This is a genomic window from Larkinella terrae (genome assembly GCF_009668025.1).
Taxonomy (GTDB): Bacteria; Bacteroidota; Bacteroidia; order Cytophagales; family Spirosomataceae; genus Larkinella; species Larkinella terrae.
In genome coordinates this window covers 377,914-400,590 of sequence record NZ_WJXZ01000002.1, presented here as the reverse complement: position 1 = coordinate 400,590, position 22,677 = coordinate 377,914, and the positions used below count along the sequence as shown (strand labels likewise).

Here is a 22,677-nt window from a genome sequence, read left to right as displayed (position 1 = left end):
TATGAAAAGATTCGGATGGCTTCTCGGTACGGTTTTTCTGATTTCCTGCCAGAATCTGCGCCGGGAAGTCGAACCGCAGCAACTCGCGGACCGGTCGGCCAAGCTGATCGTCGCCTGTTTTATTTCGCCACAGGATACGGTTTTAGCGGCCAAAGTGGCTCGTTCGCGCCCCATTCTCGACGATCAACCCGTTACCAATCTGGAAATCACGAATGCCACGGTAAGCCTGCAGACCGGTTCGCGCAGCATTCCGCTGATTTATCACCCCAAGCTCCGCTACTACCGCGCTGATCCAAACGTGTTTCCCATTCGGGCCGGAGAAACGTATCAGTTAAGGGTGCAAACGCCGGATGGACAGCGCGTAGAAGCCACGACAACCGTGCCGGTTTCGGTTAACTTGCAGCAGGTTCAGCTCGATTCGGAAGTGGTTCTGGAAAATGATGTGCCGCGAAAGCGTCTGTTTGCGCGTTATTTCTGGGCCGATGCGGCCAGTCAATCCGATTATTACCAAACAGAGGGCATTTTTTCGTATCGCTGCCCGGGCTGTGCGCCCGAAAAACCGGTCCGCCAGCCCGTCCAGTTTGTTGCGAATCCTTTTTACACCGACCGGGAAAGCAACGCTACACCAATGGTTTCCGAAAAAGGGTATCTCGGACTTTCCATTCCGTCCAATCTGTGGTTTTTCACCGGTTTTTTCAGCAAGCCATTCGTTTTGACGGCGGATTTGCTGCACCTGAGCCCGGAGTATTACCGCTATCACGAAGCGCTGGAACGGCAGCGGCAGACCGACACGAACCCGTTTTCCGAACCGGTGCCGATCCCAACCAACATTCAGGGCGGTTTGGGTTGTTTCGGAGCCTATAACCGCTCGACGGTTTTGGTTACTTTAAAGTAAAAAAGCCTGTCGGATTTTTGGAATCCAACAGGCTTGGATATGTATCAACAGGAATGATCAGCTACTTACGCGCTCTGCTCGTTGCTGTTCATCACTTCGGTTTGCTTCCGGATAGACTCCATGTGGATGATCTTGAAGATTTCTTCCACCAGTTCTGGATACAGGCCCATTTTCTGGCCTTGTTTGGCCCGCGTTTCGTGCACCTCTTTCCAGCGATCGGGCTGGAAGATGGTTACGTTATTTTCGCGCTTGTATTCGGCCAGTTTCTCGACCAACGCCATCCGGGCGGCCAGCATTTCCACCAACTGCCGGTCAACGTTGTCGATTTTGCTCCGGATTTGCTCCATAGCACCCTGGAACTCGATGTTCTGCGAATCAACTTTCCGGATGTGCAGGTGTTCCAGCATTTCGCCAAATGCCGCCGGAGTCAATTGCTGAGCCGCATCGCTCCACGCTTTATCGGGATCAATGTGTGACTCCACGATCAGACCGTCGTAGTTCAGGTCCATCTGCATCTGCGCCAGTTCCTGCAAGTACGCCCGTTTTCCGGCCATGTGGCTTGGGTCACCGATCATCGGCAGGTTGGGGAACGTCGATTTCAGTTCGATGGCGATTTGCCACAGGGGAATATTGCGGTATTTAGAAGCCTCTCCCGTCGAAAATCCGCGGTGAATTGCGCCCAGCTTGGTAATACCGGCACCGGCAATCCGCTCAAATGCTCCAATCCAGAGCGCCAGATCCGGGTTGATGGGGTTTTTGATCAAAACCGGCACATCCACACCCCGCAGGGCATCCGCAATCTCCTGAACGTTAAAAGGGTTTACCGTCGTACGGGCACCTACCCACAAAACGTCAACACCATATTTCAATGCCAGTTCGATGTGCTCCGGGGTGGCAACTTCCACCGCAAACGGCAACCCGGTTTCGGCTTTGGCGCGCTGAATCCACGGCAGAGCCGCTTTTCCCATACCTTCAAAGCTACCTGGGCGGGTGCGGGGTTTCCATACACCGGCACGAATGACATGAACCGCTCCCAATTGGGCCAACTGGCGAGCCGTTTCGACTAATTGCTCTTCGGTTTCGGCGCTGCAGGGCCCCGAAATAATGAGCGGTTTTCCGTTCGTCTCTACCCAGCTATTGAGCGGCAGGACTTCTAAACTTGGCTTCATACTCGAACTCAATTCGTTTGTTTACTTCTATTACTCTATCGGAAACTTTAATTAAAAAAATTTAGTATATTAGCTGTAGATACAGGCGTTTTTAACTTAACTTTGCATCCCTTTTGGCTGACAACAAATTGACGTTAAAACAAGTTTATACGTCAGTGTTAGGAATCCCGAAAACAAATTTTAACTTTCGGATCACTAGTTGGTGCACCAGACAGTAATTATGTCAAACCGAAGTCCATCTTCTATGCCAACGATCGTTCAACGGGCCACTACAACCAAGTCCGTCTCGTTTGAAGACACGTCGATTGCCTTCTCTTCCCAGTCCAACGGGAAACTTCTCAGAACTTATTGGTTATTTGCGCTGATGAATCAAGGTTGGCTGGTAAATTTAGGCACTTTTTTTATCAAACTGGCATTCAAACTCCAACTTCCTGTAAAAAAACTCATTAAGAGTACTATTTTCGAGCAGTTCTGCGGGGGCGAAACCATTCGTGATTGTGAGAAAACGATCCAAAAACTGCACAACGGCCACGTTGGGACAATTTTGGATTATTCCGTTGAAGGGGAAGACAGCGAGTCGTCTTTCGACGCAACGGTTCTCGAAATTTTGCGAACCATCGAGCGGGCCAGTGAGTCGAATGACATTCCTTTTTCCGTGTTCAAAGTAACCGGTATTGCCTCCACCGAATTGCTGGAGAAAGTGCAGATCGGGGATTCGCTGACCGACGAAGAAAAGGAAGCCTACGAGCGGGTTCGGCAACGTGTCGACACGCTCTGCCGGAGAGCCAGCGAGCGCAACGTCCGGATTTTTATCGATGCCGAAGAAAGCTGGATTCAGGATACGATTGATACACTGGCTTACGAAATGATGGACCGATACAATCACCAAAATTGTATTGTCTATAATACCTACCAGTTGTACCGTTCCGACAGCTTCGCCAATTTGAAAAAGAGCGTGGAAACCGCCCGCTCGAAAGGCTATCTGCTGGGAGCCAAGCTCGTCCGGGGCGCTTACATTGAAAAGGAGCGCATTCGGGCGCACGAGGGCGAATACCTCGATCCGATTCACCATACCAAGCAGGAAACCGATCGTGATTTCAATCAGGCGGTTGAGTTTTGCCTGGTAAACCGGGAGGTCGTTTCGATGTGCCTGGGTACGCACAACGAGTACAGTTGCCAGTATTGCATCAACCGCATGCAGGAGTTACGCGTTGCACCCGGCGATGCGCACATCTGGTTTGCTCAGTTGCTGGGAATGAGCGACAATATTTCGTATAACCTGGCCCACGCGGGTTATAATGTAGCGAAATATGTTCCGTATGGACCGGTCGAAGCGGTTATGCCGTATTTGTTCCGCCGGGCGGCCGAAAACAAGTCGATTGCCGGTCAGAGCAGCCGGGAATTTCTTCTGGTAAAGAATGAATTGCAGCGACGAAAGAGTGGCCGCAATAAGTAAATAAACCACTTTTGGGAGCTTTACACTCCAAAACCGTCACCCGGCTGGCTGCTGACCAAGTCTGACCAGCCGGGTGATTTATTTTATAAGTCATGGTCAAGAAAAGTCCGCTAAAATTCTTTGTATTGAGTTTATTGCTGATCGCGCTGGATCAGGGAGTTAAACTATTGGTGCATTTCAATATGGAGCCCGGCTTCGCCGGACAAATCCGGGTCGTTGGCGATTGGCTTAAATTACATTATGTACTGAATCCGGGCATGGCGTTCGGCATGCAGCTCGGTCACGAATACGGTAAATTGCTGTTGAGCCTGTTCCGGCTGGTTGCGATGGCGGGTATTGGCTGGTACCTGGTGCACCTGGCCCACCGGGGCGCGCCCAATGGGCTTTTATGGGCAATGGCCATGATTCTGGCCGGAGCCGTGGGCAATGTGATCGACAGCACGTTCTACGGCGTTTTTCTTAACAATGCTCCTTATGGTTCGACCACCCCCTGGTTTCACGGCCAGGTGATCGATATGATTTTCGTGGATGTCTGGGAAGGCTTTTTGCCGGACTGGGTCCCGGTCTGGGGCGGGCAGTATTATTCGACCCCCATTTTTAATATTGCGGATTCCTGCATTTTCGTCGGCGTCTGCATCATCCTTTTCTTTCAGCGCCGGTTTTTCCGCGAACAACACGAAGAAGACGGTTTGCTGCCCGATGATCTGTCACCCGACACCGCATCGGTACTGCCTGCGGCTGAGCTTGAAGATCCGACTTCAACCGACACCGACTCATCAGAAAATCATTCCGATGTAGTTTCAACTGACGAGCCCCAGGCCGATCTGCAACGGCCCCGGAATTCGCCGGAAGAATAACGTACCCACGGGCGGACGACCGCTGCCGCTTTAGTCTGTTTATTTATCACTTCAAATTCCAGGATTAAAACACGGACTGAGCCTTACACATGTTCGTTATTGACGGGCGTTCGATTGGCGGCTGCTCGTCTGCCCGTCTTCCATGGGCGAAAAGTCTTTGAACATGCGCTTTAAGGCTTTATCCGTCGCTTCGGTCTTGCTCTGCCAGGCCGCATCCAATTCGAGCGCCACCAGACCCGAAAGGCTCATGGCGGCCCGGAAGTCATCCAGTTTCCTGACAAAATCCTGATTCCGGCGCGTGGCTTTCAGGGCAAATTCGCGGGCAAAAACTTCGCCTTTGTTCTGCAACTCGCTCTTTTTGCTCATGACGTAATTGAAACGATCGAGCAAATCTTTCATCGATTTTCCGATTACTTCCGTTGCTTCCAGCGTGCCCATGGTCAGCACCGCCGTTCCGCCGACGGCCGATACATACCGCATATTGGTCTGAACTCGCGTATTCTGGTTGTTGGCCACCACGGCTGGCGTTACGCCCGTCACGGCCCCAAGACCGGCATTGGCTACCGAGCGATTTCGCTTACCGGTTTTGGCCCGCCGGTAACTCCGTTTAAGTTCTTCTTCTTTTTCGCCCAATTGCTCCAGCAAGTTCCAGGCGGTTACCAGCGCCTGCCGGTATTGCGCGTAATAATAGCGATCCTTTTCGTCTTCGTTAATCGCGTTATAGACGGTAAAGTTGATCTTGCGTTCTGCCCGGTTCTGGCCTTTATCGAGAGCAAAAAATACAATCTGAAAAGTCAGCGAATCGAACGGATCCTTGACAAACTCATAACCCGGTTTCCAGATAAACTCGTAATTGGTGTCGGTATTTTTCCGCAAGGCGCTTTTCGGCACATCCTGACTTTCCGACAGAAAATCGAAGGTCGTAATGTCATCATCCCCGTTGGGATCGCCCAAATAAAACTTCAGATTGACCGTCGCGTTCTCTTTGATCCGTACCCGCGGATCTTCCGGAATCAGGGTAATTTCCGGCGGTACGTCCATCTGAGTGGTTTCTACCTTCAGGCGCCCTTTGGTACGGGATTTGGCAGGCTGGTCTTCCACCCAAAATTCAATGTATTGCGCTTTATTCGCTCTTAACTGGTTAAATTGATTCAGTGACAGGTGCCACGTCAGTTCGCCTTGAGCGGTCAGTTTCGAACCCTCCGGCATCTGGTCCGCAATCGGAATAAAAACCACGGGGTCATTGTCTTCGTCGCGAACGGCGGTTCCGTCAATTTTATAGACGTTCTGCGTCTTATTACGGACATAGAAAGGCCGCAAATCGCCAATCACCGGCGGGCGGTTGACGTGTTGAACTTTGATATCGATTGATTGACTGGCGGTTTCGCCCTGTTTGTTCCGAATTTCGAAAACCAGGGGAACACTCTTGGTGGTATTGATCCGATCAGCAATGTCAAAACCGGGCGTCCATCGGAAATGGCCCGTCGAATCGAGTGTCATTCCCTCCATCTGCCCCTGCTTGATCGAATACGTTAACGAGTCCGATTTCGCTCCCCCGGCCTTAATTTGAATGTTGATCGTCTGGCCTTCCGCTACGGTATTCCAGTTCGCGTTTTGCCGATCCGACTGGCTGGGTAGGATTATTTGAAGAGGCTTAGCATCCTGTGCTAAAACGGTCAGTCTGGTTAAGATTACGAATAAAGTAACTATACTCCCAATTTTTTGAAACATGAGGAATCGTCACCGATGGTTTATTAGTGTAACGTAAAAATAATAGATAGATTTCATGCAATCCGTAAACAGAACGTATAATTGATTCAAAGCTAAATAATTACTTCCTATTTTTGTATTTAAGTAAGAAAAACTTCGACGTAACCGGCATAAAAGTATAAAATTCCGGATGTTGGGCATACAAAAAAGCCGCCCATTTCTGGGCGGCTCCCGTATCGTGCTGATCAGTCTTATTTGTTTTTCTTCGGAGCTGGTGCCGTTGTTGTCTTAGCGGGTGCCGTCGGAGCCGGTTGAGCAGCTGCCTGTTTTGATGGAACCGGTACGCCCATCTTTTTAAACACCAGTTCAGTAACGTCGTTTTCTTCCGGAGCATACAGCAATACCGGAATCGTACCAGAACCCGCATCCAGGTTGAAGATGAACGTAAAACCGCTCTCTTTAGCAACCGCGTCGATGTTTTTCTGGATCTTCTGCATTACCGGATTCACCAGTTGATTGTATTTCGACTGCAACTGCGTGGAAGAGTTGCTTTGGAACTCCTGAATACGTTGTTGCAATCCCTGCAATTCTTTCTCTTTATCAGCTTTGATCAAATCAGACATTTGAGCCTGACCTTTTTCGTAAGCAGCCAGTTTATCCTGAAATTCTTTGGACATTTCCTGGTAGTTCTTCTCCAACTGCGTACGCTGAATGGTAATCTGGTTCTGAATATCTTTGCTTTCCGGCATGTTCTGCAGGATATATTCCATATTCGTATAACCAATCTTCACAGAAGCCACCGGGGCCGCTGTCGTGGCCGGTTGTTGCGCCTGTGCCCACACCTGGCTACCTCCTAATAGCAGAGTTACTGCCAGTGCAATGAGTTTGTTTTTCATTCTAACTTGTTATTTTGGTTGTTTTGTAGGTTTACTTGTATTTGATTTAGGGTTCCCCCCCGGGTTTACTCCCCTGTCCGGTGGATTGGTACCGGCGGGTTCAGGAGCTGCGGCATTCTTGTTTTTCTGATCGGCCGTTAGCCCCAACTCTTCCATGACATAGTCCGTATAATCGTGCTTCGGATTGGTGTAAAGCATCACGACACCTTCGCTGGCTTTGTCGAGTACCATATCCAGTCGCTTCTGCGCGGCAACTTTGTCGATGGCCCGAATTACGGTTTCGGTTACCGGTTTCATCAGCTCTTTCTTTTTTTGAAAGAGCAATCCTTCATAACCGAATACCTTGTTATTATACTCCCGCGCTTCGCGTTCTTTTTCACTGATAATCCGCAACCGATCCCGCTTCATGTCTTCCGTCAGCAGGATTTCCTCCGCCTGATAAGTCTTCTGCAACTTATCGATCTCCGAATATTTATCCTGAATATCCTTCGACCATTTTTCGGCAAACTTATCAATTTCCGTCAGGGCTTTCTGATACGCGGGCATTTTGCTGGTGATGAACTCCGAGTCAACATACCCCAGTTTCTGCGCCTGAACCGACCCAAAGGCCGAAAAGGAGAGCAAAGTTACAAAAATTAGTCCTTTTTTCATGACATTTTTTGAAACAAAACCGGGGAGTTGCGACATTATTTTATTCTGCATGAACCAATTACACTCAAACTGCCTCCTGTTTTGTATCTATAAGTAACGTCTTTAAGAACGATTTCTTATCTGATCTGTTGCCCGATGGTAAAGTGAAACTGACCACCCGGACCAGGTCGGGTTGGTGAGCCCGGCATCCGGTCGAAACCGTATCCGTAGTCGATCCCGATCAAACCAAAGGCGGGCATAAAGATCCGGGCACCGGCACCGGCCGAACGTTTCAGATCAAACGGGTTATAGCTCTTGAAGCTTCCCCAGTTGTTACCGGCTTCCAGAAAGGTCAGAACGAAAATAGTGGCCGACGGGTTCAGCGAAACCGGATACCGCAATTCCATGACGTATTTGCTGTAGGTCAAACCGCCTTGCGAACGCTCCAGCGGAGTGGGCGAAATACCGTTCATGCCGGTGTAAACATCCCGGTCGTTGTAACCACGCAAACCAATGATATCCTGCGCAAGGGCAAACTGACCTGTACCGGCCAGACCCGATCCCCCTAACACAAACCGCTCAAACGGACTAAACAGCGTTCTGGAATTGTAGCGACCCAAGAAGCCCATGTGCGCGCGGGCGTTCAACACCAGTTTACCCGTAACGGTCGCGAACCAGCTGGCGTCAAACATCCATTTGTGGTATTCAACCCACTTATACCGGTCTTTGATATCGACATTGGCATTGGTCGTTTTACTGGAGAATGCTGAATAAGGCGGGGTGAACGTGGCCAGCAACGAGATCGACGAACCGGACCGGGGGAACTGCGGATTGTCGATGCTGTTCCGGGCCAGAGTCGTGTTAAAGGTAATGCTGTTGGACGTTCCGTTCCGTAAGCCAATCCCGAAAATATCGTAGTTGTTCAACTCATACCGCTGATACGTCAGCGAGTTGCTCAACTGGAAATAGTCGTCCGGGAAATGCAGCCGACGGCCCAGCCCCAGCGAAATCATCGTGTTTCCGTAAGAACCCAGGAAGTTCTTGCCGTAAGCGCTCGGATTGGTGTATAACTGGTTGTAATCCGAAATCCGGTAGATCGTGCGCGATAAACTGACGGAGAATGAATTCGGTTTTCTGCCCCCCAGCCACGGTTCGGTGAACGTCAGGGAATAGGTCTGGTATTGCCGTCCGTTGGCCTGAAACCGCAGCGCCAGTTTCTGGCCGTCACCGGCCGGAAGCGGCCGCCAGGCTTTCATGTTCGTGATGTTACGCGCCGAGAAGTTGTTGAACACCAGCCCCAGCGTTCCGACAAAACCGACGTAACCACCCCAACCACCCGATAATTCGATCTGGTCGCTCGGTTTTTCTTCCACGGTATATTCGATATCCACCGTGCCATCGGGTTGCGGAACGGGGTTGATCCCAATTTTTTCCGGATCAAAATAGCCCAGTGTCGACAATTCGCGCTGCGTCCGGATGATATCGGTTTTGCTGAATTTCTGGCCGGGCAGCGTCCGGATTTCGCGCAGCACCACGTGGTCGCTGGTTTTTGTATTTCCGTTCAGGATAATCCGGTTGATGGTGGCCTGTTTGCCTTCAAAAATCCGGAATTCCAGATCAAGCGAATCCCCTTCGACGCTTTTAATAATATCTTCGGCGTTGAAATACAGGTACCCCCGGTCCATATAGGCCGAACTCAGGTCACTGCCCGGAATCCCGTTTTTCTTCTTCTCGATGTCTTCCTTGCTGTAAATATCGCCTTTTTTGACGCCCAGCACCTGGGTTAGCTGTTCATCCGTATACAGGTAATTTCCTTCCCAGGTGATGTTGCGAACGTAGTATTTCTGGCCTTCGTCGATGTTCAGGATAATGTTCACCGTCCGGTTATCGTGGGCATAAACCGAATCGAACGTAACGGCCGCATCGCGGTACCCCTGTTTGTTGTAGAACTCGACAATCTTTTGTTTGTCTTCTTCGAATTTCTTGGGAACAAATTTGGAAGGAGTAAACAACCGCCCAAAGCGCATCTGTTTGGTTCCTTTCATTTTCATCCGGATCTTCGACTCTTCCACCAGCTCGCGCCCGCGAATCTCAATGTTGTTGATCTTCACTTTACTTCCCTTATCGATCGACACGCGCATTGTGGCCTGGTTGCGGGAACTATCGGTCGGTACGGACAGGATTTTTACCTTGGTGTTCAGGTAGCCTTTTTCAACGAAATATTTCTTGACGCTGAGCTGGGTATTTTTGATCAATGTGTTGGAAATCAGACGGCCCAGGTTCAGTTTTATTTTATCTTTGAGCGCATCCTGTTCCGATTTTTTAATCCCGACAAAGGTGACTTTATATAAGCGGGGCTGTTCTTTAATCAGCACGTTCAGGGTAATCTTCGTCCCTTCAACTTTCGTAGCCAGAATCTCGACGTCTTCCAGCAAACCCTGCGACATCAGCCGCTTAATGGCGCCGTTGATACTTTCGCCCGGAATCCGAACCTTGTCACCGATTTTCAAACCGGTCAGCGACAGCAACGAGTTGGGGTCGAGGTATTTGTTACCCGTTACGGTCAGCCCGGCAATTTCGTACTCTTTCGGATCGGCGTAATTGATATCGATCGGAGAAGCCGTTGCGCCGATGGGTGCCGGCCCTGTTGTAATGCGTCCGCCCCCAAATCCCGGCCGAACCTGCGACAGACCTGGCAGCGAAGCAACCAACAGCAGCGAGAAAACTCCCGCCAGAACTGTTTTATTCTTCAATAATACCAACGTGGTAGGAGTTAATTTCATAGTTTACTTAACGAGTTGTTCGCTGATTTTTCCAAAACGCCTTTCACGGTTCTGATACGTCAGAATAGCTTCCCACAGATGCGGTTTACGAAAATCGGGCCACAATACTTCGTTCATTACATAGAGTTCTGCGTAAGCCAGTTGCCAGAGCATAAAATTGCTGATACGGTGGTCACCGCCCGTCCGGATCATTAAATCCACCTCGTCGATGCCTTCCGTTGCGAGTGCGTTGGCAACCTGCTCTTCATCGATCTGGTCGGGCGTCAATGTGCCGTCCTGTACGCGCCTGGCCAGTTTTTTGGTGGCCTCTACAATATCCCATTTACCGCTGTAACTCAGGGCCAGAATCAGATTCAAACCGTCGTTGTTTTCAGTCAACCGGATTGCTTCAGCCAATTCCGAACGGCAATCTTTGGGTAACGTATCAATGCTGCCGATGGCGGATAACCGTACGTTATTTTCCATCAAGGTCGGAACTTCGTTGCGGATGGTATGCACCAGCAGGTGCATGAGCGCATCGATTTCCAGTTTGGGACGATTCCAGTTTTCGGTTGAAAACGTATAGAGTGTCAGGTATTTCACGCCCAATTCCGCACATCCTTCGGTCACTTCCCTAACGGCTTTGATTGCATTCCGATGGCCGAACACCCGCGCAGCGCCCTGCTTTTTGGCCCAGCGTCCATTTCCGTCCATAATAACGGCGATGTGTCGGGGCAGATTGCTCAGGTCAATGAGTTCTTTCATTCAGCCGAATTCGTTTTAACAAACTTTAACATACAGACGTCCCAACGGGGTGGGTCGATCAAAATTAGGCTGCAAGTTACTAAAAAGCATACGGTTTTAAAAGATGTGAGGGCATGAAGGAGCGAAGGAGTGATTTATATTTTCAATCCTTCATTCCTGCACGCCCTCAAGCCTTTAGGCGGTTTTTTGTAAAGTTACGATCAGTACGAACTACTTAAAAATTGTTAAAAGTTTACGGCCACGGCCTTGCTTACTCATTTTTCTTGCCAAGCAGGCCCAGAAATCCCTGAAACCGCTCCCGGTAGGCCGCCCCGAGCGGGATCTGATGGGTGCCAACGGAAATACTCCGGAGCGAATAACTGGTGATTTTAGACAGGTTGACGATGTAGGATTTGTGAACCCGGAGAAACTGCTGGTTTGGCAGGACGTTTTCGAGATTCGAAATGGTGTCATTAACGGCGGCTACACTCGGATGCTTGATGATTTTACAGTAGATCCCGTACGCTTGCACGTAGTCAATATCCTCGTAATCAAAACGCTGGTAGGCATGGCCTTTCTTCAAAAAAATGAATGAATGCCCGGTCTGTTTTTCAGGATCCCGTTTGACGCTTAACGCCCGGTTAACCGCCCGGGAAAAACGCAAAAACGTAAACGGTTTCAGCAGGTAATCCGCCACGTCCATATCAAAACTGTCGACCGCGTAATCGGTCTGATCCGATGTGACAATAACCGGTACGTTTTTCGGAAACGAACGCAACTGATCGATGCCCGTCATATCCGGCAAATGGGTGTCCAGACAGACCAGGTCATACGGTTTTTGCCGAAGTAGTTTCTGCGCTTCCTGAACGGAAGTACAGAAATCCGGAGGGGAGAAAACCGGTAAGCGAGCCAGGTATTCCTGGAATTCGGCTCGGGTCCTGGTGGAGTTTTCCACCACAAGACATCGTTGGTGTTGTTGGTTCATACGTTTCCGTTACAAGGTTGTGATTCGGCAACATGAATCGTTCCTGATTAACTACTGGCATTAAATCAAACGCCGGGCAAGCTACTTTTTAGCCCATAGTTTGTCTGAAAAAGGTGGACAGAGAATTATTGGGCACAAATAACCGGCATGAATCCCTTACAATCCTGCCAAACTACTGGGACAATTCTGCCAAAAGTGGGAAATCAGGAAATTTTGAAAGGGATTTTGTGTGAGCGAAAGAAAAACACGGCGGTTATATTCTCGCCGATGGCAGTGCAACCACCAACCCACAACTGCTGTCTTACCGGAAAGAAAGAATTGGGTAAAATGCAATACTTACCTATAAAAATTAAATCAATTGGACAGAAAGGAGGCCGAACTGAAGATTCTGGTTTATTATCGTGATCTTCTTCGAAAATGATTACCTTTAAGTTCTCCTTTTACTGACTCATTTTAGGTATTCCACTCTGGCCCGCCAAATTAATCCAGGTGGCTGATGGGGTGCAAATACCGGAACGTATAAGAGGCCAGGTTATAAGATGCGGACGTGTGTAAGATTAAATTATTCTCACCAGTGGCAACCATTGGTGAGGAAAATTGTACTGGTTAGTTTATGTCTGTTCACACAAGCAGGATGGGCGGATTCGCCGTATATTGTCAAAGTGCAGCATTACTCGCTCGGGGAGGGCTTGCCAAACCGGGGGGTAATGACGATCGGACAGGACCAGCAGGGATTTGCCTGGATTGGTACCCTCAACAATGCCTACCGGTTTGATGGGCAGACGTTTCGGGCGCTCCCATCCGGACAAACTACCGGAACCGGCCGGGTTTTTCCCGTTATCCTGGCCATTCGGAATGATCCTTCGGGTAATTTGTGGTTTTTTAAAAACATGACTTCCAGTCCCTACCGACAGATTGAAATTTTACTGTCGGGCCAGCAAAAACCGTCCTCTTTCGAAAATCTGTTTCACCGAAAACTTCCGTTTAAGACATCGGATATACTTAATCTGAACGGTTTACATCGCAACAGCAGCCTGCCCGCCGGTCTCCTCCTGGTGCCAACCCGGGATGGTACCCTTTGGCGGTATGAAGGCCAGGGCCGCTTTCAACCCTTGTATCGCCACCGTGTACCCTCCGCAACCCTTGTCAATCTGTTCGTAGCCGCGGATCGAACAGTGCTGCTCGTTTTTTCGCCGGATTCAACTAAAACCGGGCAAAAAAATCAATTGATTGAACTTTGGCCCAACGGGCGAGTGCGTCGCCAGCGGCAAATACCGGCTGGCCTCGCTCCGGTCTGGTCCGATTCGTCGGGTACGGTTTTTCTGTGCAACGAAAAACCATTCGCAGCCGGAAATCGGGCACCCGACGCCCCCCGGCTGGCTCCGAATCAAGTTGATCGGTTGCTCTACCGCCTGGCCAGCGATGGGTCATTAACGGATGTGCCGATCCGTTTTCGGGCTAATCCCTTCCCAGACCCGGGCAATTTCCGTCTCATCGGCAATAAAATGGTGTACGATGCGCACCACGATTTATTCTGGGTGCTGGGGAAAAATGTGTTGTTTGCCTGGCACCCGAAGCACGGTATTGTGTTCGACCTGGCCGCGTCGGGCTTTCCCATCGCTACCCTGTCCGCGCTCGAACAGGTATTCGTGGATCGGACCGGCGCCGTTTGGATCAGTACGCAGAACGGTTTTCTGCTGATGACCGTTGAACGCAATCGGTTTCAGCGGTATTTCTACCAGCCCGACCACGAAACGGTTACTTCCAGGCAAAGCACCCGGGGCATTGTCCGGATCGGGGACTGGCTGTGGGCCAACAACAACTGGCCGTATACGGGTGTCAGTTCGCTGATGAACCTGAAAACCGGCCAGAGCCAGCGGGTAACTTTTGGTGCCTATGGGCCAGCCATCCGCGGGCGTGATAACCAGATCTGGACACTAGTGCTGGGGAACACCCTGGCCCGAATCAATCCGGCTACCCTGGCCATCCAAAAATACCCGTTGCAGCAAGCCAACTCGATGGTCTGGGCTCTCTGGCAGGATGGGCGCACCAATTTCTGGCTGGGCTACGATGAAGGCCTTTCCTGTTTTAATACCCACCAGCAGCAAAACCGCCCGTTTTCCCGCTACAATCAATACCGGGAACTGGCAAACAACCGGGTCAACAGTTTTTGTCCGGACACTGGTGTGGGCGGGGCCTGGGTAGCGGCTTCGTCGGGGCTTTATCTCCTGGACACCTTGCGGGGCATTACGGCCCGGTACAGTTCACGGGATGCGCCCCCCCGACAATTGCCGTTCGACCACATTACGTATGTCCACCGCGACCGCACCCAGCCCGGCATTTACTGGCTGGCTACGTTCGGCGGGGGCTTGATCCGCTGGGAGCGCGGCACGGGGCGCTGGCAGCAGTTTACCCGCGAGAACGGACTCTCCAATAACGATCTGTATTCGATCCACGAAGATCGCCGGGGCCGGCTTTGGCTCCCGAGTAATTATGGTTTGACCTGGTTTCAGAAACAAACGCACCAGACCGGAATTTTTCTACCCCGGGACGGCATTACGCACGAAGAATTCAACTTCGCTTCGCAGTTCGAGAGTCCGGACGGGCAACTTTTTCTGGGGGGACTGAATGGCATTACGGCGTTACGACCCGATGAGGAAATTTCGGAGAAATCCATCCTGGCTCCGCTGCTGGTTACCCGCTATGAGCAACTCGATGCCACTACCGGCCAACGAACAAATAAACTGAAGGATTACCAGGAGAGAGGTAACATTTCCCTGCGACCGCCAACCCGGTCTTTTTCCCTTACGTTTGCGCTCCTCGACTACCGCTATGGCCAGCAATTCCGTTTGTGGTATCGCATTGTCAACTGGCAGGATTACTGGAGCTCACAGCCGCTGCGGGATTTGTCCATCAATGGCTTACCGCCGGGTCGCTATCAACTCCAGGTTCGGGCGCAAAATCCCAACGGACAGTGGGCCTCCGAAATCATGACCATTCCGATCAAGGCGTTAAAACCGTTTTATCAGCAAACATCCTTTTTCATCGTTAGCGGCCTGATTCTGCTGGGTTTCCTTATCAGCATTTTCCGATGGCGCAACCGGCGGCTCATTCAGGAAACCAAACGGCTGGAAGAGGAGGTTACCCGTCGAACAGCCCAGATCATCCAGGATAAGGCCCTGATTGAACAACAGGCAGCCGACTTACAGGCCAGCGCAACGCTGAAATCCCGGTTTTTCGCCAATGTCTCGCACGAATTCCGGACTCCGTTAACCTTGCTGCTCGGTCCATTAGCCTATTTATCGAAGCAACTTTCCGACCCGGCGCTGGTCCGCCTGGTGAATACCATGGACCGCAATGCCCGGCATCTGCTGACGATGGTGAGCGATTTACTCGATCTGTCCAAGCTCGATGTTAATCAGATGCAGCTCACGCAGCAACCCGCTGAGCTGTCGAACCTCATCAACCAGACCGTCGCCAAATTTAGCCCGCAGGCCGACTTTACCGGAATCAGGCTCACCGCAATGGGAACCAACCAGCCGCTTTGGATGCTGCTGGATGTGCTGAAAGTAGAAACCGTTCTGAACAATCTGCTGGCCAATGCCCTTAAGTTTACGCCCGCCGGTGGGCAGGTTACGGTGCAGGTGCGGCAACTTCCGGAAACCGTGCAGGTGGAGGTAACCGATACCGGCAGCGGCATTCATCCCGACGACGTGCCCCATATTTTCGAGCGGTATTACCAATCGCGCCAGCCCGATGCGCCCCTGCGGGGCGGCACCGGCATCGGGCTGGCGCTTTCGTATGAATACTGCCAGCTTTGGGGCGGGAAACTGGCCGTGGTCAGTCAGCTTCAGAAAGGGAGTTCGTTCAGCTTCACGTATCCTTATCAGCCAGTCGCCCCGGCGGAAGAAGCCCTGTTTCCAACCGAATCGAAACTGCCGCGAACGCCGGTTCCCAGCTCGCTTCCGGCTGATTCCGATGCGGTGGCGGCTCAACTCCTGCTGGTTGAAGACAATTCAGATATGGTGCATTACCTGACCGCCATTCTATCGCCGTCCTACCTGGTTCACGTCACCCGCAACGGGCGCGAAGCTTGGCAGTGGCTGAAGACTTTGTCAGTGGCTGATTTTCCGCAGTTGATTCTAACCGACCTGATGATGCCCGATATGGACGGTCTGGCGCTGGTCAACGAAATCCGGCAGCATCCCGGTCTGCGCGATATTCCGGTTTTAATGCTGACGGCCCGCAACAGCCAGGATGTGAAGCTACAGGCCCTGCGGCTGGGCGTCGCCGATTACATGACCAAGCCATTTGACGAAGACGAATTGCTCACGCGCATCAGCAATTTGCTCGAGCGGTCGCAGGAACGCCAGGTCTGGCAGCAGCACCTGACCGACGAAACCGCTTCGACCACCCCGGCTTCCGCGGAGGAGGAATGGCTGTTGCAACTGCAGCAGATCACGATGAAAAACCTGGCAAACCGGTATTTCCAGGTAAACACCCTGGCCGAAGCTGTCAACAGCAGCGAACGGCAGTTGTACCGACGACTGAAAAAGCTGACCGGTTTTTCGCCAAACCAGTTTATTCAGGAAGTGCGGCTTCAGGCCGCCCGGGAGTGGCTGGAAAAACAGACGTACATTACCGTGAAGGAGGTATGTTTTGCCGTGGGTTTTCAGGACCCAGTTTATTTTTCCCGCCTGTTTCTCCAACGCTTCGGAAAGTATCCCGCGTCCTTTCTCCGAACGCCCGAAAATGCCTGAATCGGTATTTCCTCTACAATTCCATCAGGCTTTTCAGGTTGTCGTGAAAACTGCTGCCTGTCATCAGTTGAGAGGATTTCTTATCCCGCATGATGACGACGAATTTCCCGTTGAAATGCCGCTGAATTTCCCGGATATGGCGGGAATTCAACAAAGTCGAGCGGCTGATTCGCGTGAACGTGTCGGGCAATTTTTCTTCGAGCGTGGAAATGGTATAATTGGTCAGAAACTGCTCACCGTCAAGGGTATGCAGGAAAACGTACTTATCTTCGGCTTCGAACCAGGCAATGCTGGTCAGCGGAATCAGCAAAATGCGATCCCCGGTTTTGACGGAAATGGAATGCAGTTCTTTCTTCGGTTTCAGCATTTCCAGCACGTGCCGCAAGTCCGGGCTCGAACCAACCGGCGTTGTCCGTGATTTCCGGATGCGCTCGACGGTTTTTTCCAGACGCTCCGGTTCGATCGGTTTCAGCAGGTAATCGATCGAGTTTTCCTCGAAAGCGCGAACTGCATAATCGTCGTAGGCCGTGGCAAAAACCACAATTGGCAGATAAGGCAGCCTGGCCAGCATTTCAAAACCGTTCAGCCCCGGCATTTCAATGTCCAGAAAAATCAGGTCCGGTTCCAGCACCTCAACGGCCCGGAGTCCTTCCAGGCCATTGATGGCTTCACCGACAATCTCGAACGTATCATCGTACCGGTTCAGCAAACGCCGGAGCCGGTTCAGGGCCAGCGGTTCATCATCGATCAGCAGCGTCCGGAGGGGAAATTGATTTGCCATGCTTCAAACGTTCAGTAGATTTGATTTCGGTTGACAACGGGGGTCGGAGAACTTCCAGCGATGAGTTCAACCGGTCTTTTTTGATCTGTACCACCACCTCTTTCATCGGTTTGTTTTCGACCAGTAAGCGGGCGTCGGTGCCGTACAGCAGTTTCAGTTTATCCTGAATACTTTGCAAACCGTACCCCGCTACGAGTTCTTCCGGAAAAACCGGTCCATTGTCGTGAATCCGGCAGCAAAGCCAGCCATTTTCCTCCGTGATCCGGAGAATAATCGCCCCCGGCCCGGCCACTTTCGAAATACCGTGTTTGATGGCATTTTCGACCAGCGGTTGCAGCAGAAACTGCGGAATCTGCACCTCCTTCAGAGCCGGGTCGAGCAGGTCGATGCGGTACGTCAGGCGGTCGCCAAACCGCACCTGCTCCACGTCCAGGTAGGTTCGCACCATTTCCAGTTCATCGGCAATCGTGTTGAAATAGCGGTTTTTCATCCCGGTTGTATACCGGAAAAGTTTCGACAGCAACACCACCATCCGCTCGGCCCGGTCGGGCTCGTCGTGCACCAGACTGGCAATGGAATTCAGTGAATTGTACAAAAAATGGGGATTGATTTTAGCCTGCAGCGCTTCCAGTTCGGCCCGGGTTTTCAGTTGTTCCAGGTGCAGCAACTGGTATTCCTGTTCGGTAATTTTTCGGGTAAACGTGCGGGCGCGCTGCTGAAAATAGAAAAACAGGTTCCCTACCACAATGGGACACAGCAGGTAGAGCTGCGACAAATTATTGCCGCTATTCCGATATACCGCGATTTTTGATGGGTCAAAATAGTGGATCATCAACCCCCTCCAGATCAGGTAATTAAGCACGCCAACCACGACCAAAAAAATCAGTGACAGAATCAGGTGCTGCACCCAGGCCGATTGAAACCGGTGCGCCACCAGCCCGAACAGCGAACAGATGATCAGCACACCAGCCGCATTGACCAGGTTGCTGACGCAGATCATCACCGTGATTCCAATGTATTCGCCGGTTGGATTAGCCAGTTCCAGCGTGAAATAAATGATGCCGCTCAACCCGTATACCAGCATGGCGCAAATGGCAATCGAAATCAGCCAATCGCGCAGATTGCGCTGAAGAAACAGCTTCCCGGATTTCAGGTTTTGGAATGAGTTCATCAGCCTCTACGGGTTAAGATTTTTCACTGACCACACTGACTCAGCAGATACTGATCCGTGTCGGTGCCCCAATTGGGGTGAATGGTCGATGCCGGTTTGAATTTAGCGAATTTTTCAGCGGCTTGTTTCAGCACCGGACAGGCTGCGGCCTTACCACCCCCGTATTGTTCTGGAGTATAAAACAAGGATTGGCCCTGCAACAGATAAATCCGCGGATTCTCGGGGTTCTTCTGTTTGGCCTTGTCGAGATTGGTCTGAAAAATCGGACCGTATTCCTGCCAGCGGTTTTCGGGATCGACGGCTAAACGAGAGCTCGCCAGCGCAGCCGCCAACACCAGCAGTTCGTCATTATCCGCCTGTTGTCCGGCAATTTTCTTGTAAAAACCGTCCGCCTTGTCAAGGAGCGCATCTTTCTTGTTCTTGTCGGTTTCTTTGAGCGAAAGCAGCGCGTTGGTGTAAGCCGCCCAGTAAGCGGGCAACCATTCGGCGGTTTCGGCGCTGCCGATGCGCTCAAACTGACCGGCGGTTTGCTGAAGCTCGGGCGTTGACACCGTGTACTTTGCTTTGGCAATCGCGTCTTCCATGGCTTTGGTGTACTTCTCGTTTTGAGCATTCGCTGTGGCAAAAACCGCCAGCGCAAGGGTCAGGGAAAGGATTACTTTTTTCATGGTTTGATTGGTTAAATGATTGAAGAATGGTTTTGATGACTGGAATGATTGAGGTTAGCTAAAAATTTTCATGAATAGTTTTTGGAAAAAGCCCGGTTTCTGGATGCGGCAGTTGTGAAACGCCGTTATTTTCCAGGTTCCGTTTTGCCGGATGACGACGTTTGTACTGATCGAGTCGCGTCCTTTGGGGGCGGCTTTTTGCCACCGCAACTGGACCGCGCCAAGGCCGTACACCAGGGCGATATCCGGCGTCAGAAAACGGATTTTCTTCACGCGTCCGTTCAGCTTCGAGCCGCGCAGAATACCACTCCACAAGGCCTTATGCGCTTCCGCATTCGCTTTCCGTCCTTCGAGGTGGTCACCGGCAAAGGTGACATAATCGCAATCGTCGGTAAAACAAGAGCTGAACAACTGCGCATCTCCCTTTCCCCAGGCTTCCTTGATGGTCTCCAGCAATTCCCGGATCTGTTTTTCGTCGTTTGTCATAACTAATTCGGATTACTAATCAATTCAGGATCAATCGGTTTTCGGGTAAGGCTCAAAACCGCTCCGACGAAGAAAAACCGGTAGAACGGCGGCACCACGGCAAACTTCTGGCGGCCGTCGGGCGTGTACCGATACCCGTAACTATTCTTCGTTCCCAGCAGGTTTTCCGCCGACGCATACAGTACCAGAAACTTCCGGGGCAGGATTTTGATGTAACTCATGTTCACGCTCAGGTTGCTGTACGGGCGCGTTTTGTCGCCCAGAAACCGGTCGCTGCCCGGATTGTAATAGGGCCGCCCGCTGGCGAGCGAATACGTAGCGCCGGTGTTGATGCCCAGCGCCGGAAAGTATTTCTTGAAAACGAGGTTCAGCGTATGCGTGGCCGCGAAAGTCGGCATGGCTTCGGTCGGGTAATTACGGAAAAGTCGCCTGGTGTCCAGAAAGGAGTACGACACCCAGTAATCGACATTTTTCATCGATTTTTTATCGCGCCAGAACAGATCAAATCCCTTCGCGTAGCCAAAACCGCTGTTGTTGGTCCGGCTGGTCGGAAACCGATAGATATTGGGATCGTAAATGCCGTTGGTGTTTTCCCGGACCAGATTCCGGTAATCCTTGTAAAATGCCTCGACGCGAAACGTGCGGTTATCCCGAATCCGCTGGTAATTCAGAATCAAATGATTGGCCTGCTCGAAGTTCAGCGTCCGGTTCGTCAGCAGATAGGTCTGGTCGGGGTTCTGGTAAAACTGACCGGCCGCCAGCGACACCTGCCCGTAGGAATCGGTTTTGTAGGCCATCGACAGGCGGGGTGACACAGTTGCCCGGTCAATCACCGACGACCGTTCCCCGCGCAAACCCGCCCGCACGGCCAGTTTCCGGGTAAAAAACACTTCCGTTTCCACAAAAACCGCCGAATACCAGTCCGTTAGCGAGCCGCCCCAGATGCTGTAGCGGTTTTGGTACGTATACCGGTGAAGTTCGGCCCCGGTCAGCAACGAAACTTTACTGCTCAGCGAGCGCGTTAAAACCGCCCGCGCCTGCATCCGCTGTTCCTGCGTTCGCGCCGAAACCGTATCGATGCCCAGCCGGTCGCGGTTGTAATTATAGCTGACACCGGTTTGCAGCCCCCAGCGCCCTTCGTCCCAGGTGGTTTGAAAAGTGGTCATCGAAAAGGCATTCCGGTTACGAACCGTGAACGGTGATGCCCGGAAGTCGCCGGTAAAATTCCGAAACTCGATGCCCTGATACGCCATCGAAAGGTCGGTGTAATGTTTCAGTAAACCGCGCCGGCCGATGGGTTGCGTCAGAATGATCGACGTGCCGCCCGCTTCCGGCGAGTGAAGCCAGTTGATGTTCGATTTCAGAACGTTAAACAGCGGATTCAGGTTGGTGTAATTCACCGAAAAGGTGATCCGCTCTTTTTTGAAAGCCGACAGCGTGATACCGGCGGCATTGAAACCGACGCTGATGCCGTCGTTGTCTTCGGCGCGGTCTTTCGTATTCAGCGACAAAACCGACGAAAGCGCCTGCCCGTACTGGGCCGAATAACCGCCCGTGCTGAACGCCGTTCCTTTGAACAGAAAAGGCGAAAACCGGCTCCGCTGGGCCACGTCCGGCGCCCCGCTCGAAAACGGATTCTGCACCGCCAGCCCGTCGATAATGGTGCGGGTTTCGGAAGCCGCCCCACCCCGCACGAACAAACCGGTCTGGTCGCCAACGCGTTGCGCACCGGGCAGCAACTGCATCACCGCCGGAATGTCGGCGCCCCCGCTGGCAGTCGTCACAATGTCGAGCGGTTTTAAAACCGTCTGGCGCTTTTCGTCGCTGGCTTCAAAGGCCCCCGCTGTAATGACGACGGTATTGAGAATGGTCGCGGTTTCCTCCAGTTTGCGGCTAAACTGAATGGCTGGCTGGTCGAGTTTGATCTTTTGCTGAACCGGTTCGTAGCCGACAAAGCTCACCGCGAGGGTGGCCGTGTCTTTCTGACTGGTCTGGAAGCTGAACGCACCGTTGGCGTCGGTATTGACGCCGTCGTAGGAACCAATGATGAAGACGTTTGCGCCCGGCAACCCTTCGCCTTTGCGGTCGGTGATTTTGCCGGTTATGGTCGTTTGCGCCCAGCTCAACGCGGGAAAATACAGGGCGCAAAAGAAGAGTACGGGTCGTTTCATGGCGGATGGCTTCGAATGGATGGTCCAAAGATATCCGCCCCGATGCCGGAACCGAAGCGGTTTCCGACAAACAACAATTTCGACGGAATAAACCTGAGAAAATCGCGGATGATCAGTGCCGCGAATTTTATTTTGTAAAAAATTTTAAGAATAAATCCGCGTTATTTTCGCTCCAGCCATAGATTATTTCAGGTTTCTAAAAATTGCTTAAAAAAAATTTCACCAAAAAGAGTATTGCTTCCCGATTCCTGCATCTTTCCCCCAAATCGCAATACGAACGCGGTTTTCGGTTTACAGTATTCAGTGTTCGGTGGCTGACGCATTCCTGTTGCCGCTTACGCCAGCTTCGGTGAAAAAGGCTCCGGTCGCCCACAGAATACCGTAAACAGAAAACCGTAAACCGACTTAACCGACCTAAAACTAATCTCTATTAACACTCACTGTTGCCTATGAATAAAGTTCACCGCTGATTGTTCACAAGCCAATAATGGTGCAACATTATCGGCCCGCTGATCTCCTGAATTTTTACGCCTGTT

The 22,677-nt window shown here is 51.5% G+C and carries 17 protein-coding genes; 5 read left to right on the top strand and 12 right to left on the bottom strand.

The genetic code is table 11. The features are described 5' to 3' along the window. Position 1: 1 nt before the first annotated feature. Complete coding sequence (locus tag GJJ30_RS05705; protein ID WP_154174082.1) at positions 2-895, top strand: DUF4249 domain-containing protein; 894 nt, start codon at positions 2-4, stop codon at positions 893-895. Between the two features lie 65 nt (positions 896-960). Here the strand turns inward: GJJ30_RS05705 and GJJ30_RS05700 are convergent, their stop codons facing one another. After that, a complete protein-coding gene (locus GJJ30_RS05700; RefSeq protein WP_154174080.1) occupies positions 961-2,064 on the bottom strand; it encodes a chorismate mutase in 1,104 nt (367 codons plus the stop codon). 244 nt (positions 2,065-2,308) lie between these two features. Between GJJ30_RS05700 and GJJ30_RS05695 the strand changes: the two genes are divergently transcribed. Both GJJ30_RS05695 and GJJ30_RS05690 read left to right on the top strand, forming a co-directional pair. After that, positions 2,309-3,520 carry a proline dehydrogenase family protein gene (locus tag GJJ30_RS05695; RefSeq protein ID WP_229312983.1) on the top strand — a complete coding sequence of 404 codons (1,212 nt, stop codon included), beginning with the start codon at positions 2,309-2,311 and terminating at the stop codon, positions 3,518-3,520. A gap of 92 nt (positions 3,521-3,612) precedes the next feature. Further along, positions 3,613-4,377 carry a lipoprotein signal peptidase gene (locus GJJ30_RS05690; protein WP_154174077.1) on the top strand — a complete coding sequence of 255 codons (765 nt, stop codon included), beginning with the start codon at positions 3,613-3,615 and terminating at the stop codon, positions 4,375-4,377. A gap of 96 nt (positions 4,378-4,473) precedes the next feature. On the opposite strand, the gene GJJ30_RS05685 is transcribed toward GJJ30_RS05690, so the two are convergent. The 6 genes from GJJ30_RS05685 to GJJ30_RS05660 all read right to left on the bottom strand — a co-directional run bounded on the left by GJJ30_RS05685 (position 4,474) and on the right by GJJ30_RS05660 (position 12,104). Next, positions 4,474-6,108, bottom strand: coding sequence for a hypothetical protein (locus GJJ30_RS05685; protein WP_154174075.1), 1,635 nt, complete (start codon positions 6,106-6,108; stop codon positions 4,474-4,476). Between the two features lie 230 nt (positions 6,109-6,338). Beyond that, a complete protein-coding gene (locus tag GJJ30_RS05680) occupies positions 6,339-6,983 on the bottom strand; it encodes an OmpH/Skp family outer membrane protein (RefSeq protein ID WP_154174073.1) in 645 nt (214 codons plus the stop codon). 9 nt (positions 6,984-6,992) lie between these two features. Continuing rightward, entirely contained in the window at positions 6,993-7,634 is a 642-nt protein-coding gene (locus GJJ30_RS05675) for an OmpH/Skp family outer membrane protein (protein ID WP_154174071.1), read from the bottom strand. Between the two features lie 116 nt (positions 7,635-7,750). Further along, complete coding sequence (gene bamA / locus GJJ30_RS05670) at positions 7,751-10,396, bottom strand: outer membrane protein assembly factor BamA (RefSeq protein ID WP_154174069.1); 2,646 nt, start codon at positions 10,394-10,396, stop codon at positions 7,751-7,753. 3 nt (positions 10,397-10,399) lie between these two features. Then, complete coding sequence (gene uppS / locus GJJ30_RS05665; protein WP_154174067.1) at positions 10,400-11,140, bottom strand: undecaprenyl pyrophosphate synthase; 741 nt, start codon at positions 11,138-11,140, stop codon at positions 10,400-10,402. Positions 11,141-11,390: 250 nt separating this feature from the next. Next, positions 11,391-12,104, bottom strand: coding sequence for a LytR/AlgR family response regulator transcription factor (locus tag GJJ30_RS05660; protein WP_154174065.1), 714 nt, complete (start codon positions 12,102-12,104; stop codon positions 11,391-11,393). 147 nt (positions 12,105-12,251) lie between these two features. Between GJJ30_RS05660 and GJJ30_RS05655 the strand changes: the two genes are divergently transcribed. Together GJJ30_RS05655 and GJJ30_RS05650 are read left to right on the top strand one after the other, a co-directional pair. Then, the gene (locus GJJ30_RS05655) at positions 12,252-12,509 is read left to right on the top strand and encodes a hypothetical protein (RefSeq protein ID WP_154174063.1); all 258 of its coding nucleotides are present in this window, start codon (positions 12,252-12,254) and stop codon (positions 12,507-12,509) included. Between the two features lie 302 nt (positions 12,510-12,811). After that, a complete protein-coding gene (locus GJJ30_RS05650) occupies positions 12,812-16,864 on the top strand; it encodes a hybrid sensor histidine kinase/response regulator transcription factor (protein WP_170299134.1) in 4,053 nt (1,350 codons plus the stop codon). A 13-nt stretch (positions 16,865-16,877) separates the two neighbouring features. On the opposite strand, the gene GJJ30_RS05645 is transcribed toward GJJ30_RS05650, so the two are convergent. From GJJ30_RS05645 to GJJ30_RS05625, 5 genes are read right to left on the bottom strand one after another with little or no spacing between them, the layout of a single operon-like run. Continuing rightward, positions 16,878-17,645: a LytR/AlgR family response regulator transcription factor gene (locus GJJ30_RS05645; protein ID WP_154174059.1), complete on the bottom strand. Its 768-nt coding sequence runs from the start codon at positions 17,643-17,645 to the stop codon at positions 16,878-16,880. Beyond that, on the bottom strand, positions 17,605-18,816 hold the full coding sequence (locus tag GJJ30_RS05640) for a sensor histidine kinase (protein WP_154174057.1): 1,212 nt from the start codon (positions 18,814-18,816) through the stop codon (positions 17,605-17,607). Before GJJ30_RS05640 ends, GJJ30_RS05645 begins: the two co-directional genes overlap by 41 nt. A 23-nt stretch (positions 18,817-18,839) precedes the next feature. After that, entirely contained in the window at positions 18,840-19,484 is a 645-nt protein-coding gene (locus GJJ30_RS05635; RefSeq protein WP_154174055.1) for a hypothetical protein, read from the bottom strand. A gap of 54 nt (positions 19,485-19,538) precedes the next feature. After that, positions 19,539-19,970, bottom strand: a complete 432-nt coding sequence (locus tag GJJ30_RS05630) for an SgcJ/EcaC family oxidoreductase (protein ID WP_154174053.1) — start codon at positions 19,968-19,970, stop codon at positions 19,539-19,541. 2 nt (positions 19,971-19,972) lie between these two features. Then, positions 19,973-22,141: a TonB-dependent receptor gene (locus tag GJJ30_RS05625; protein WP_154174034.1), complete on the bottom strand. Its 2,169-nt coding sequence runs from the start codon at positions 22,139-22,141 to the stop codon at positions 19,973-19,975. Positions 22,142-22,677: the final 536 nt, after the last annotated feature.